This window comes from Actinomyces sp. MRS3W (genome assembly GCF_032465695.1).
GTDB lineage: Bacteria > Actinomycetota > Actinomycetes > Actinomycetales > Actinomycetaceae > Actinomyces.
Genome location: NZ_JAWDJJ010000126.1, coordinates 1 through 14517, shown reverse-complemented (window position 1 = coordinate 14517; position 14517 = coordinate 1). Strand labels below are relative to the sequence as shown.

Sequence of the window (14517 nt, the reverse complement as noted above, 5' to 3'; positions counted from 1 at the left end):
CCATCCCCCTCAACCCCACCCCCGGCTCCATCTGGACCTGCTCCGAGCCGGACGTACAGGACCTCTTCGTCGACACGCTTCGCCGTGCCGGCATTACCACCACGGTGCGAGACACTCGTGGCAGCGACATTGACGGCGCCTGCGGCCAGCTGGCCACCGAGGTGCTCCATCAGGAAAGGGCGGCGCACACCCGATGAGCGACATGTTCCCCAAGGTCGGTCTCCTCAAGCAGGGGTACCGCATCGAGCAGGTAGACGGTTACTTCGAAACCGCGCACGAGATCTACGACGCCGGCGAACTGGCCGAGATGGACTCCGAGGGCGTGCGCACCGTCGCCTTCGACATCGTCCACGGCGGCTACCAGCCGGCCGCCGTCGACGCCGCCCTGGACCGGCTGGAGGCCGCCTTCCTGCAGCGCCGCCGCGCCGAATTCGTGGCCGCCAACGGCCGCAAGGCGTGGATGGAGCAGGTGGCGCAGCTGGCCACCACCCTCTACCCGCGACTGCTGCGACCCGCAGGTGAGCGCTTCGCCCCCGCCCACCGGCAGGGCTACAACAAGGAGGAGGTCGACGCCCTCCTGGACCGCATCGCCGCCTACTTCGACTCCGATGGCGCCCTGACCTCCTCCCAGGTCCGCGCCGTCGTCTTCACCGCCGCCCGTGGGGACAAGGCCTATGACGAGGCGAGCGTCGACCGGTTCCTCGCCCGGGCCGTCGAGGTCCTGCTGTCGGTGGAGTGACGGTGCCGCTATGACCGGAAGCGACAACGCCGCCGCCCGCGCGGTGGTCCTGCTCGGATCCACCGGCTCCATCGGCACCCAGGCGCTGGAGGTCATCACCCACCTGGCCGCCCACCCCGGCGACGCCGCCGGCGCCCCCCGCGTAGCCGGCCTGGCCGCCGGCGGCACCCGCCTGGAACTACTGGCCGAGCAGGCCGTGGCCCACGCCGTCCCCCGGCTGGCCGTCGGTGTGGACGGCGAGGATGCTGTCGCCCGCCTGCGCGCCGCCCTGACCGCGGCCGCCGCCCGCGCGGGCCGCCCCAACCCGGTCACCGACATCCTCACCGGCCCCCATGCCGCCACCGAGCTCATTGCCGCCACCGGCGTGGGGGAGGGGGACGTGGTCCTCAACGGCATCACCGGCGCGGTCGGCCTGGCCCCCACTCTCGCCGCCCTCGCCAGCGGTGCGACGCTCGCCCTGGCCAACAAGGAATCGCTCGTGGTGGGCGGGGCCCTGGTCAAAGGCGCGGCCCGCCGCCCCGGGCAGGTCGTGCCCGTCGACTCCGAGCACTCGGCCATCGCCCAGGCACTGCGCACCGGCGTTCACGGCAAGGGCCTGACCAGTCCGGTCCTGACCGGACGCAGCGAGGTGCGCCGCCTCATCCTCACCGCCTCCGGCGGCCCCTTCCGCGGCCGCACCAGCACCGAGCTCGCCGACGTCACGGCCGCCCAGGCCTTGGCGCACCCGACCTGGGCCATGGGCCCGGTGGTCACCGTCAACTCCTCCACCCTGGTCAATAAGGGCCTGGAGCTCATCGAGGCGCACCTGCTGTTCGACGTCGACCCGGCCGACATCGCCGTGGTCGTCCACCCCCAGTCCGTGGTCCACTCCATGGTCGAGTTCAACGACGGCGCCACCATCGCTCAGGCCTCCCCGCCGGACATGCGCCTGCCCATCGCGCTCGGCCTGACCTGGCCGCACCGGCCCGACCTGGCCGGCCTGGTCACCCCCCAGGCCTGGGACACGCCCACCGCGTGGACCTTCGAACCGCTGGACGCCGACACCTTCCCCGCCGTCGACCTGGCCCGCGCCGCCGTGGGCGCCTCCGCCACCCACCCGGCCGTCCTCAATGCCGCCAACGAGCAGGCCGTCGCCGCCTTCCTGGACGGACGTCTGAACTGGCTGGACATCGTCGCCATTGACGAGGCCGTGCTGGAGGCCCACACCGGGCAGGCCGCGCCCGGACTCGACGACGTGCTCGCCGCCGACGCCTGGGCGCGCGGGCGCGCCGACACCCTCATCGCCGCACGCACCCGTTGACTGAACCTCTGACAGGAGGGGCCCCTTGAGCCACACCCTTGCCTACGTCCTGGGCATCGTCATCCTCATTGTGGGGATCGGATTGTCCGTGGCCCTGCACGAGCTCGGCCACATGCTGCCCGCCAAACGCTTCGGGGTGAAGGTGCCGGAATACTTCATCGGCTTCGGGCCCAAGCTCTGGTCCACCCGGCGCGGCGAGACCGAGTACGGCGTCAAGGCCATCTGGCTGGGCGGCTACGTGCGGCTGGCGGGCATGCTTCCGCCGGCCCGCCCGGGCCACCCCGACAAGCCCGGCTCCATGGTCGCCGAGGCGCGCGAGGAATCGCTGGCCGAACTCGGCCCCGACGAGCAGGAGCGCGCCTTCTACCGCCTGAGCGTGCCACGCAAGCTGCTGGTCATGGCCGGCGGCATCCTCACCAACCTGGCCCTGGGCATTATCTGCCTCACCGTCGCGCTCGGCGTCATCGGGCAGCCCGCCTACACCGCCACCCTCGCCTCCGTGACCGAGTGCGTCTCCAGCGACATCGACGCCGGCGCCGCCTGCACTGACGCCGACCCCGCCTCTCCGGCCGCCGAGGCCGGCCTGCAAGCGGGCGACACCATCGTCTCCTGGAACGGCAGGCCGACCGCCACCTGGACGCAGGTGCAGGAGGCCATTGCCGCGGCCGGAACCGGGCCGGCCGACGTCGTCGTCGAGCGGGACGGGGAAGAGCTCTCCCTCACCGTTACCGCCGTGGAGGTGCCCCGCACCGTCTATGACTCCGACGGCACGGTGGTCACCGACGAGTCCGGCGAGCCGGTCACCCAGATGCGCCCCTACGTCGGCATTGGCCCGTCCCTGGGCACCGTGCGCACACCGGTCCGGGACATTCCCGCGGTGGTGGGCAGCGCCGTCGGCCAGACCCTGCGGGCGATCGTGACCCTGCCTGCCGGGCTCTACCACGCCGTCGCCGCCGGGCTGGGCCTGGAAGAGCGCGACGCCTCCGGCCTGGTCAGCCTGGTGGGGGTGGGCCGCATCGCCGGCGAGGTCACCAGTGCCGGCACCGGCGGCACCGGCACCATCCCATTTTCCGTGCGGCTGTTCTCCATGCTGAGCCTGCTCGGCTCACTCAACCTGGCCCTGTTCGCCTTCAACCTCATCCCGCTGCTGCCCTTGGACGGCGGACACGTCGCCGGCGCCTGCTGGGAGGGAATCCGACGCGTCTGGGCCCGAGCCCACGGCCGCCCCGACCCCGGCTACGCCGACACCGCGCGCATGCTGCCCGTCGGACAGGTCGTCTTCTTCCTCCTGGTGGCCATGGCCCTCATCCTCATCTGGGCGGACATCGTCGCCCCCATCTGAGGCGGCGTGGGAGGCAAATCGCACCGGAAGTGATGCGGGCACCACCGCGCCCGGCGCCGGCCGGTGCCATACTGGAAGGCGTGACAGAAGCGATCGCTCTTGGTATGCCGGCTGTGCGCGAGGAGCCCCCGGTGCTGGCACCGCGTCAACCCACCCGTAAGATCCGCGTCGGTGACGTCTTCGTGGGGGGCGACGCGCCGATCTCGGTGCAGTCGATGACCACCACCAAGACCCACGACGTGGGCGCCACCCTGCAGCAGATCGCGGAGCTGACCGCGGCGGGCTGCGATATTGTGCGGGTCGCCTGCCCCACGGACAAGGACGCCGCCGCTCTGCCGATTATCGCCAAGCAGTCGCGCATTCCCGTCATCGCCGACATCCACTTCAACCCCAAGTACGTCTTCGCCGCCATTGAGGCCGGCTGCGGTGCCGTGCGCGTCAACCCCGGCAACATTCGCAAGTTCGACGACAAGGTCGCCGAGATCTGCAAGGCCGCCTCCGACCACGGCACCTCCCTGCGCATCGGCGTTAACGCCGGCTCCCTGGACCCGCGCCTGCTCAAGAAGTACGGCAAGGCCACCCCGGAGGCACTCGTGGAATCCGCCGTGTGGGAGGCGGGCCTGTTCGAGGAGTGCGGCTTCCACGACTTCAAGATCTCCGTCAAGCACCACGACGTGGTCACCATGGTTCAGGCCTACCAGTTGCTCAGTGAACGGGGCGACTGGCCCCTCCACCTGGGGGTCACCGAGGCCGGCCCCGCCTTCCAAGGCACCATCAAGTCCTGCGCCGCCTTCGGCATCCTGCTGGCTCAGGGCATCGGCGACACCATCCGCGTATCCCTGTCCGCCCCACCCGTGGAGGAGGTCAAGGTCGGTACCAAACTCCTGGAGTTCATGGGGCTGCGGGAGCGCAAACTCGAGATCGTCTCCTGCCCCTCGTGCGGGCGCGCCCAGGTGGACGTGTGGTCACTCGCCGAGCAGGTCGAGGAGGGGCTCAAGGACGTCACCGCACCGCTGCGCGTGGCCGTCATGGGCTGCGTCGTCAACGGCCCCGGCGAGGCCCGCGAGGCCGACCTCGGCTGCGCGTCGGGTAACGGCAAGGGGCAGATCTTCGTGCGCGGCAAGGTCGTCAAGACCGTCCCCGAGGATCAGGTGGTGGAGACGCTGCTGGAGCATGCCCAGGAGATGGCCGAGCAGATGCGCACCGAACTTGGCGAGGAGGCCCTGGCCGGAACCTCCCCGAGCGTGGTGGCCAGCGCCTGATCCGGCCGCGCCCCATAGCTCTCCGAAACCTGTTCGGCTACACATGAACCTGTTCGGCCGTCGCCCAGCACCGCCCCTGGTATCGCTGGAACCCAGCCAGCTGGAGGGGCTGCTCGATCTGTGCGGGCTCGATCCCGTGGCCGCCGTGCCCCTGGCGCATCAGGTGCTGCGCTGGCCCAGCTGGGCCAGGGGCGACGTCGTCGCCGATGATGCGCGCCGTCCGGCCGCGGCCGCCTGGGCCACCGGGTCACTCATGCCCTTCGGTCTGGCCCCGCGCCCGGATCTCGACCACCCCGGTGCCGGACGTGCGGCCGCCCGCGCCCTGGCCGAGCACGCCTATCGGCGTCTGACCAGCCGTGGTTCGGTCTCCGGACCGGCGGGCGACGTCGCCGCCGTCTGGGAGCACCTGGCCGCATCCGGCATGCGTTCCCGGGAGGAACGCTGGGAACAGCCGCTGCTGGTGGCCCCTCGCGGTGTGGCCGGCTCCCTGTCGGGCTCCTTGTCCCGCGCGGTGCTGGAGCGGCACCCGGCCCTGGAATGGGTGGCTGCGGGGCTGCGCCCGGCCACCCCTGCGGAAGAGTCCCTGGTGCTGCCGGCGAGCGTGCACATGTTCACCGCGGAACTCGGCTACGACCCCACGACGGCGGGATCCACCTACGCCCGACACGTGGGGTGGCTAGTTGCCTCCGGCCGCAGCTACGTGCTCTTCGACGACGGCGCCGGCGGCCGGGCAGGCACCGACGGCCCACGCGCCGTGGCCTTTAAAACGGACGTCGGTGCCCTGTGGTCCTACCCGGGTGGAGCGGTCGCCCAGCTGACCGGTGTGTGGACCCGCCCGGACCTGCGCGGCCGCGGCATCGGCTCGGTGGCACTGGCGGCGGTAGTGGATGCGGTGCGCCGCGACCATGTGGGCCCCAGCGGGACCGTGAGCCTGTACGTCAACTCCTTCAACACCGCCGCCCTGGCGCTCTACCGCGCGCTGGGCTTCACCCGCGCCGGCACGTACGCCACCGTGCTGCTCTAGGCGATCGACTGCCGCAGCACAAGCCGGTGACGCAGGCCGTTGACACGGGCGGTGCGGGCGCCGGCGCGGCTCTGGCACAGCCCCATGTCGGCACCCCCCCCTCACCGAAACCGGCACTAATAACGTGCCGAGACCGGCACTAATGACGCGCCCAAACCGGTCGATGTGGTTGTGGTTGCCGGTGTGCGCCGGGCCTGTGGGGCCGGGATGTGTTTGCCTGTCCTGCGTGGTCGGGTGGTAGCGGACGGGATGTTCTGGGACGAATACGACCCCTTACGCCTGAGCTTTCCGCGCGCTGGTTGAATACGACCTTTGAGTCCGAGTCCCGCGTGTATCAGAGGTTCGGGTCGAAAGGGTCGTATTCGGACGCCGGCCCCTGCGGGCGTCCGGTGTCTTGTGCCGGAGTATCCCCGGGCGGCGTTGCTTGTCGGGGCGCTGTCGGTGGCTCCAGTTGGACCGTCTTCGCGCGGATGGACCGTCCCAGCCGTGGTCTCAGGCAGTCCAACCGCTGGCAGACGGTCCAACCGCTGATAGGCAGTCCAACCGCGCACCGCAGCAGGGGGACACGCGCCAAGGTTGTGTCGGTGACCGGTCACACCCATGCCGGTATCAAGGTGACCGTCCGGGGCGACCCTGGCGGGTGGGTTCTGGCAGCGGCGCCGCGTCCATTTCGACCGGTTTGGGCACGTCATTAGTGCCGGTTTGGGCACGTCATTAGTGCCGGTTTCGGTGAAGAGGGGGTGCGGCATGCTGACACATGCGGGCCGGTACTGGAATAACCCATCACGGCTCGCCTAGCATCAGCATCCGTGCCCGGTTCTTCCCCCACATCCCTTGACGCCCAAGCCCCCAACATCGAGGTTTGGAACGACCTCGTCTCAGCGCGCGACCTGCTGGTGTGCCTGGTGGTCTCGGCCGTGAGCGCCGTCGTCGCCCTCGGCATCGCCATCGCCACCGGAGGCCAGCTTCTGTTCTGGGGCCTGGGCGGCTGTGTCCTCGGCTTCGTGATCAACTGCTTCCTGGTGCGGCCCAAGCGCGAGGTTCGCATTGTTGAAGACATGCAGGACGCTTCAGAGAAGGGGGCCGGCCAGTGACCGCCTCCATGCTGCTGGCCATGCTGGCGGCGGTGCTCGCGGCCGTCGTCCTGTACAGCTTCATCGGCTTCATCCCGGGCACGGACGAGACCAGTGTGCTCGCCCCGGTGACCCTCACCGTCGTGCTGGCCGGCGCCCCGCCGCAGGTGGTGCTGTCCTTCTTCATCGCCGCAATCGTGACCCTCAACCTCATGAACGCGATCCCCACGGCACTGGTCGGATTGCCCGGCGGTGTCATGTCCGCCCCGCTCATGGAGCATGCCGTCCTGCTGCGCTCCCGCGGCCTAGCGGCCACCACCATCCGCAAAATGGCGGTGGGCTCGGCGATCGGCACCGTCGTCTCCATCCCCCTGGCCTTCGTGCTCGCGGGGCTGCTCGCACCGATTGCGGAACCCATTAAGGCACAGGCCCCAGTCATCCTCGCCGCGGGCGCGGTGCTGCTGGCGCTGCTGGGGCACAACCGGGTGCTGTCGCTGCTGGCGATCGTGCCGCTGGCCCTCATGTTCTCCGCCCTGCCCGCCCTCTACCGCTCCACCGGCATCATCGGCGAGGACACGAGCGTCAATATCTCCTTCTTCTTGGGGATCACCGTGGGGCCAATGCTCATCACCCTGCTCGAACTGCTCAACCGGAACCGGCGCGCCCATCTGCCCCATGGCACTCTCACCGAGGCACGTTTCTCCCGCTCCGGATTCACCTCCACCGAGCTGCGCCCCCACCGGCTGGTGACGCGTTCCGAGGGGTGGTGGAGCGCTGCCATGGCGGCCTTGTCCACGCCCCTGTTCGTGCTCAGCCCTGTGGGCCTGACCTTCCTGCTGGGGGAGTCGGCCGCCGCCCGCGCCACCAAGGGACCGGTGCAGCGCGCCGAACGCGCGGTGACGGTGATGAGCTCGCTCACCCACTCCACCTATCTGGCAGGCGTCATCATCCCGCTGGTTGCGCTGGGCATTCCGATCTCCGGGGTGTCGGCCGGCCCGGCGGGGCCACTGTTCGAGGCCGCGCCGGTCTACACACTCGACCACAACCTGCACCACCTGCTCTCCACCCCGCAGTTCATCACCGCGGTGACCCTGGGAGCGCTTATCGCCGTCGCCATCACCTACGTCATCGCGGTGCGCTGGTCCTCACCGATCACGCACTTCGTCATGCGGCGAATCCCCCATGAGGCGGTGCTGTCACTGTTCGTGGTGCTCATCCTCGTGCTCGCCTACATCGACGCCGGCGTGCCGAATATGTTCGGGGTACTGCTGGTCGGCATCGTATGCGGCACCCTCAACCGCCTCGGCGTGTCCTACGGGGTGCAGTTCATGACCCTATACGCCGCCCCCGGAATCATCAGCGCCCTGGCCGCATTGGCCTGAGGCGCCGCGGGCGGGCCGCCTCCCGTCGCTCAGCGCGTCGAGCGGCGGGCCAGGGCGGCCAGGTCCACGCCGAGCAGGCGCGCCCGCTCCGCCGTCGCCCCCGTCACCAGCAGATCCGTGCGCCGCAGCGAAGCGACGTCGTCGGCCCCGACCAGGGTCATGAGCGTACGCAGCTGCTCGGCCCATGCCCCCAACTCCGCCTCCAGGGCGCTCGCGCCACGGGCTACCAGCGTGCGCAGGAAATGCCCCGACACGCCCACCGCCTGGGCCCCCAGGGCGAGAGCGCGCAGGGCATCGAGGGGGGTGCGTACACCGCCGGACGCGAGCAGGGGCAGCTGGACCGGCGCCGGCCCGTCCAGCGCCTCCAGCAGGCACAGCACCGCCGACTGCCCCCAGCCCGTGAGATAGGAATACTCCTGGGCGTCGCGCCGCGAGTTCTCAATGGTGATGAAATCCGTGCCGCCCGCCCCGGCGACGTCCGCCGCGGCCACCCCGACGGCGGCGAGGGCGGCAATGGTGCGCCGCGACAGCCCGAAGCCGACCTCCTTGACGATGACGGGCACCTGTACGGCGGCGGTGATCGCAGCGATGCGCTCGGCCCAGTCGGTGAAGTCGCGGTCGCCCTCGGGCATGACCAGCTCCTGGGCCACGTTGAGATGAATCTGCAGGGCGTTCGCCTCCACCATGTCCACGGCCCGCTGGGCCGCTTCGGGGGACACGGTGGGCCCCACATTGGCCAGGACGAAGGCATCGGGGGCCTCACGGCGGATGATGCTGAAGGAGTCGGCGCGCGCCGACTCGCGCAGAGCGATGTGCTGGGAGCCGCAGGCGATCGCCATGCCGGCGCCGGCGGCAGCCCGGGCCAGGTCCGCGTTGAGCCGTCCCGTGGCCTCGGTGCCGCCGGTCATGGCATTGATATAGATCGGCAGCTGCCAGCGGACGCCGCACACCATGGTGCTCGTGTCCACTTGGCGCACGCTGGTGCCGGGCAGGGCATGATGCATGAAGGCCACGTCGTCGAAGCCGTTGGGGCGCTCCGCCGGTTGCAGACCGACGGCCAGCGCCACGTGCTCATCCTTGCGGGAGGCCTGCTCGGCCACCGGGTCGAATGCGCGGTCCGGGACGGGGGTACTCACAAGGTCTCCTCATGGTGATGGACGGACAGGTCGAGCGGCTGGATGCCGGCCGCCTCCCAGGCGGCCCTCAGGGCGGGGATGTCGGTTCCCGCCGGGCACAGCGCAATGCCACAGTCACCCCCGCCGGCGCCCGAGCTCTTCGCGCTGGCCCCAAACTCATGGGCGATGCGCACCAGGCGACGCAGCCGTGGGGTCTCAATAGCGACACCGCTGGCGCGGCCGAGCCCGCACAGCAGACGGCGGTTCTCCGCCACACGGCGCCAGACGGCGTCCAGGTCGCCCGTCCGCAGTGCCCACACCAGGGCGTTGACGCAGGCCTGGCTGCGCAGCAGGAACCGCGCATAATCGGCGCTCCCGGCATGGCGCGCACGCATGGCCGAGACCAGGCCGGACGTGGAGGCCGGGGTGCCGGTCCACCCCACCTGCAGACTCAGCCCTGGCGGTGGCGCGAGCCTGCGGACATCCAGGCCCGGCCACGGCATCCGCACCAGCTCGGCCAGAGGCGTACTGCGGCGTCGGCGACGCAGCCAGCTGCGGTCGGGGGAGCGGTAGGCCACCCAGCCCGCCAGCGCGCTCGCGGCCAGGTCGCCCCCGGAACCGACCGGGTCGACGGCGTCGCTGGCCAGCAACGCCATCCGGAATACCGTCAGGTCATCAACGGGGAGCCGGTACCACTGCGCCACCGCCCGCACGGTGGCCACGGTGACCGCGGCGGAGGAGCCCAGGCCGAGTTTACGGCCGGAGCCGTCGTCGAGCCGGCTGGCCACCTCCAGGTCGAAGTAGCACAATGGCCGACCGGCCTGCGCCGCTATACGCTCAACCACCCGGATCGCCGAGAGCACGTAGTCCACCCCGCCGCCGTCGGCCTCGGCGACGTCATCCCCGGGACGTCGGCGCCAGGCGCGGGCCCCCGTCGCATACAGCGTTGACGTGATGCGACCCTCGCGGCGGTCGGGGTGCGCCCGGCTGAGCGTGACCGTGATGAACCGGTCAACCGCCACCAGCACCGCCCGGTGCCCCGGCTCAACCACCGCATACTCCCCGGCCAGATAGAGCTTGCCGGGCGCACTGACGCGGATCATGAGGCATCCTCACGCGCGCCGGCTTCCCCCGCATCGATCTGGACGCCGGCGCCCGGGCGCCGCACGGACACGGTGGCGCCCGGCAGGCGCTCGCGCAGGCGGGCGGCAACTTCCTCGGCTTGGGAGCCGGAGGTGAGAACCTTGACGTTGGGGCCGGCGTCGATCGTCGCCCACGCCGGCAGGCCTTCCTCGCGCAGGGCGCGCACCGCGTGCAGCGCCGCCACGGTGTCCGGCAGCCAGTAGATGATGCCGGGCCTGGCCGCGATCATGGCCGCGTGCATGCCCAGGGCATTGCCTTCGGCGACCTCCCCCAGGCGTGGCAGGTCGCCGGCGCGGGCCGCCGCCAGCGCACTATCCAGATCCTCGCGGCTGTGACTCACCCAGGCGGGGTACAGGGGGGAGGTGTCCAGCGTGCGGCGCATGGCCTCGGTGCTGGACACGGATTTACGCGCGTTGCTGAGCATGATGACGACCATTGCTACGTCCACGGCGCAGGCGACGGGCTCGGCGTAGGAAGAGGCGTCGTCGTCGCCGGCGTGCCACTGGACCAGCCCGCCGAAGATGGAGCGGGTGGCAGAGCCGGAACCGCGCCGCGCCAACCGGGACAGTGAGCGCTCGTCCAGGTCCATGCCGGCGGCGCGGGAGGCCGCCGCGGCCAAGGCCGCGAATCCGGCGGCCGAGCTGGCCAGGCCGGCTGCCAGCGGCACGGTCGAGGTGGAGGCGACGGTGGCTCGCCGGGTCACCCCCGCGCGCTCGCGGACCAGGTCGAGGAAACGCACGACGCGCTCGCGAGCGGTTCCGGTGGGCACGGTCCCATTAATGGTCACCGCATCCGCGTCCCCCTGGCCTCCGTCGAAGGCAACCGTCGTTGTGGTCCAGGTGTGGTCCAGGGTGAGAGACAGACTCGAGGTGGTGGGCAGGTTGAGGACCGCGTCGGCCTTCCCCCAGTACTTGATGAGGGCGATATTGCTGTTCGCCCGGGCGGTGACGGCGCGCATCATGAGGCGTTCCGGGCAGTCTGGCTGGTGCGCATCCGATAAATCCACGTCCGCCGGGCCCCGACGTCGTCCAGGGCCTGACGGACCCGGGCGGCGGGCTCGGCACCGGCGGCCAAGGCGATGACACAGCCGCCCAAGCCCCCGCCCGTGAGCTTGGCGCCCAGCGCCCCGGCGCCGCGGGCGGCGTCGGTGAGACGGTCAAGCACCGGCAGGCTCAGCCCGAGCTCGCCCAGGGTCGTGTGCGCCTCGTTCATGGCAGCGCCCAGCAGTGGGGCGTCGCCCGTATCCAGGGCATGGGTGGCCGTCGTGGTGAGGTCGCCGAGGTGCTGGAGCTTGGGGCCGAGGACGGCGGGGGAGGCCTCGTAGCGCAGGCGCAGGCCGCGCACCGCCTCCCGGGTGGAACCATGCACGCCGGAGTCGGCGATGACGATGTGGCCGCCGGCGATGCGTTGGGCCAGCGGGCGCATCTCCCCGCTCTGGAAGCGGATGGGTGCCGGGGCGCTGGTGGCGGCCGCGTCGAGCCCCGAGGGGCGGTCGTGGGCAACCTGTTCGGCCATATGGGTGAGCGCGAGCAGCTCCTCCATGGTGGCGCTGCGCCCGCAGGAGTCCAGGACGGCGCGGATGATCGCGCCTGCGGCGGCCGCCGAGGAGCCCAGGCCGCGTTCGTGCGGGAAATCGCTGCGGGTCTCAATGCGGAAGGACTGGCCCAGCAGCCCGGAGAACTCGCGGGCCGCCTCCAGGGCGCGCGCAATGCAGGCGAAGCGCGGACCGCCCTCACGCAAGGGGCCGTCATACCCCAGGCTGTGCAGCCAGGACGGGCCGGCGGTGGGCGTGACCGTCGCCGTCATTTCAAGGTCGTGCAGGGGCAGCGCCACGGCGGGGTGCCCGTAGACCACGGAGTGCTCGCCCAAGAGAATCGCTTTGGCCCAGGTGCGGCCGTGCCCCGGCCGAGTGGCCCGGGGCGCCGCTGGACTCATGCGCGCACCGCGCACGACGCGTCCGCCTCGGCGATGGTGAGCGGGCGTTCCAGGGACGCAAGAGGGCGGGGATGAACGACGGCGCGCATGGCCACATTATGCGGTCATGCACGAGACCGCACCAAAGGAGTCGGCGGAGTGCGTGCCGGAGGCGTCCGGTGCCGTCGCGGCGATTCGGGTGTGCTGGTATGACGCGGATTTGCCTTGGTTCCCGACAGCAACTGCAGGGCGTGGCTGGCAAAAGTCTCGACCAATGGTCGTTTTCTCCGCGGCAGCTGCCGCCCTCGGCCGCCTGGAGCGCACACTGTGACCGCCCGGCGCGCACACCCCCGCTGGTGGCAGCACGTAAGATCACTCCCGTGCTTCAGACCATGTCCCATGCCTTCATCCGAACCCTGCGCGAGGACCCCGCCGACGCGGAGGTTGCCAGCCACAAGCTGCTGGTGCGCGCCGGCTACATCCGCCGCACCGCCCCGGGCGTTTACACCTGGCTGCCGCTGGGATTGCGCACCCTGCGCAAGATTGAGGCGATTGTCCGCGAGGAAATGGACACCATCTCCCAGGAGGTGCTCTTCCCCGCTCTGCTGCCGGCCGAGCCCTACAAGGCCACCGGCCGCTGGGACGACTACGGCCCCACCCTGTTCAAGCTCGCCGACCGCAAGAACGCGGACTACCTGCTGGCACCCACCCACGAGGAGATGTTCACGCTCCTGGTCAAGGACCTGTACTCCTCCTACAAGGACCTGCCGGTGTCCATCTACCAGATCCAGACCAAGTACCGCGACGAGGCCCGCCCGCGCGCCGGCGTCATCCGCGGCCGCGAGTTCGTCATGAAGGACTCCTACTCCTTCGACATCGACGACGCTGGCCTGGAGGCCTCCTACCAGGCGCACCGCGCCGTCTACCAGCGCATCTTCAAGCGGCTGGGTCTGGACTACGTCATCGTCAACGCCATGAGCGGCGCCATGGGCGGCTCCCACTCCGAGGAGTTCCTCCACCCCTCCCCAATCGGTGAGGACACCTTCGTGCGTACCGACGCCGGCTACGCCGCCAACGCTGAGGCCGTCACCACGCCCGTACCCGAGCCGGTCGACGCCTCCGGGGTCGGCCCCGCCCGGGAGGTGGACACCCCCGACGCCCCCACCATCGAGTCCCTCGTGGACTACGTCAACGCCGCCCACCCGCGCACCGACGGGCGCGCGTGGACCGCCGCCGACACTCTCAAGAACGTCGTCGTGGCCCTCACCCACCCCGGTGGGGAGCGCGAGCTGCTGGTCGTCGGCATCCCCGGCGACCGCGATGTGGACATGCGCCGCCTGGAGGCCGCCGTTGCCCCCGCCCAGGTGGAGATGGCCACCGACTCCGACTTCGCCGCCCACCCCGAGCTCGTGCGCGGCTACATCGGTCCGGCCGTTATCGGTCCCAACTCGCCGGCCCGGAAGGTTGAGCACGATGCGGACGGAGGCGAGGTGCTCACCGGCTCGGTGCGCTACCTGCTCGACCCGCGCGTGGTGCCCGGCACCGCCTGGGTCACCGGCGCCAACGCCACCCAGCGGCACGTGCTCGACCTCGTCGCCGGCCGCGACTTCACCGCCGACGGCACCATCGAGGCCGCCGAAATCCGCGAGGGCGACCCCGCTCCCGACGGCTCCGGCCCCCTGCACCTGGCTCGCGGCATCGAGCTCGGGCACATCTTCGCTCTGGGCCGCAAGTACGCGCGCGCCCTGGGTTTGAGCGTGCTGGATGAGAACGGCAAGTCCCGCGTTGTCACCATGGGCTCCTACGGCATCGGTGTCACCCGCGCCCTGGCCGCCCTGGCCGAGTCCAACCACGACGAGCAGGGGCTCGCCTGGCCCATCCAGGTGGCCCCCTACCAGGTGCAGGTGCTGGCCACCGGCAAGGACGACGCCGTTTTCGAGGCGGCCGCCGACATTGCCGCTGCGCTCGACGCCGCCGAGGCGGAAGTCCTCTACGACGACCGCCGCAAGGTGAGCGCCGGCGTCAAGTTCAAAGACGCCGAACTGCTGGGCATGCCCTACATCGTGGTGGTCGGCCGCGACCTGGGACGGGACGGCACTGTGGAGATCCGCGACCGCCGCAGCGGCGAGCGCACCTCCGTGCCGGTGGACGAGGCGGCCGCGCGCGTGCGCGAGCTGATTGACGCGGCCCTGGGTGGCGGTGATGGTTCGCGCGCCTAGCGGC

Annotated in this window: 12 protein-coding genes and 1 pseudogene; 9 read left to right on the top strand and 4 right to left on the bottom strand. The window is 71.0% G+C overall.

Translation table 11 applies throughout. The features are described from left to right. From RWX45_RS04375 to RWX45_RS04340, 8 genes and pseudogenes are all read left to right on the top strand, one after another. Positions 1–197 (top strand): annotated as a pseudogene (locus tag RWX45_RS04375) (23S rRNA (adenine(2503)-C(2))-methyltransferase RlmN); the annotation flags it as partial. Further along, entirely contained in the window at positions 194–739 is a 546-nt protein-coding gene (locus RWX45_RS04370) for a DivIVA domain-containing protein (protein WP_316022554.1), read from the top strand. The pseudogene RWX45_RS04375 and the gene RWX45_RS04370, both read left to right, overlap by 4 nt. Before the next feature lie 10 nt (positions 740–749). Further along, positions 750–2039: a 1-deoxy-D-xylulose-5-phosphate reductoisomerase gene (gene dxr / locus RWX45_RS04365; RefSeq protein ID WP_316022553.1), complete on the top strand. Its 1290-nt coding sequence runs from the start codon at positions 750–752 to the stop codon at positions 2037–2039. Between the two features lie 25 nt (positions 2040–2064). Then, complete coding sequence (locus tag RWX45_RS04360; protein WP_316022552.1) at positions 2065–3381, top strand: site-2 protease family protein; 1317 nt, start codon at positions 2065–2067, stop codon at positions 3379–3381. Between the two features lie 80 nt (positions 3382–3461). After that, positions 3462–4643, top strand: a complete 1182-nt coding sequence (ispG, locus tag RWX45_RS04355; RefSeq protein WP_316022551.1) for a flavodoxin-dependent (E)-4-hydroxy-3-methylbut-2-enyl-diphosphate synthase — start codon at positions 3462–3464, stop codon at positions 4641–4643. A 43-nt stretch (positions 4644–4686) separates the two neighbouring features. Beyond that, positions 4687–5667, top strand: a complete 981-nt coding sequence (locus tag RWX45_RS04350) for a GNAT family N-acetyltransferase (RefSeq protein WP_316022550.1) — start codon at positions 4687–4689, stop codon at positions 5665–5667. Positions 5668–6476: 809 nt separating this feature from the next. Beyond that, positions 6477–6761, top strand: a complete 285-nt coding sequence (locus RWX45_RS04345; RefSeq protein WP_316022549.1) for a hypothetical protein — start codon at positions 6477–6479, stop codon at positions 6759–6761. After that, on the top strand, positions 6758–8122 hold the full coding sequence (locus tag RWX45_RS04340) for a tripartite tricarboxylate transporter permease (protein WP_316022548.1): 1365 nt from the start codon (positions 6758–6760) through the stop codon (positions 8120–8122). Before RWX45_RS04345 ends, RWX45_RS04340 begins: the two co-directional genes overlap by 4 nt. A 29-nt stretch (positions 8123–8151) precedes the next feature. On the opposite strand, the gene fni is transcribed toward RWX45_RS04340, so the two are convergent. Genes fni through mvk form a run of 4 tightly spaced genes read right to left on the bottom strand, consistent with a single transcriptional unit; the run spans position 8152 to position 12315 of the window. Next, the gene (gene fni / locus RWX45_RS04335) at positions 8152–9258 is read right to left on the bottom strand and encodes a type 2 isopentenyl-diphosphate Delta-isomerase (RefSeq protein WP_316022547.1); all 1107 of its coding nucleotides are present in this window, start codon (positions 9256–9258) and stop codon (positions 8152–8154) included. Further along, positions 9255–10340 carry a phosphomevalonate kinase gene (locus RWX45_RS04330; protein WP_316022546.1) on the bottom strand — a complete coding sequence of 362 codons (1086 nt, stop codon included), beginning with the start codon at positions 10338–10340 and terminating at the stop codon, positions 9255–9257. The genes fni and RWX45_RS04330 overlap by 4 nt, the downstream gene beginning before the upstream one ends. Then, positions 10337–11341 (bottom strand): diphosphomevalonate decarboxylase, encoded by a 1005-nt coding sequence (gene mvaD, locus RWX45_RS04325; RefSeq protein WP_316022545.1) that lies wholly within the window; start codon positions 11339–11341, stop codon positions 10337–10339. The genes RWX45_RS04330 and mvaD overlap by 4 nt, the downstream gene beginning before the upstream one ends. After that, complete coding sequence (gene mvk, locus RWX45_RS04320; RefSeq protein WP_316022544.1) at positions 11338–12315, bottom strand: mevalonate kinase; 978 nt, start codon at positions 12313–12315, stop codon at positions 11338–11340. Before mvk ends, mvaD begins: the two co-directional genes overlap by 4 nt. Before the next feature lie 359 nt (positions 12316–12674). Here mvk and RWX45_RS04315 point away from each other — a divergent pair, with 359 nt between their 5' ends. After that, complete coding sequence (locus RWX45_RS04315; protein WP_316022543.1) at positions 12675–14513, top strand: proline--tRNA ligase; 1839 nt, start codon at positions 12675–12677, stop codon at positions 14511–14513. The last annotated feature ends 4 nt before the right edge of the window (positions 14514–14517 follow it).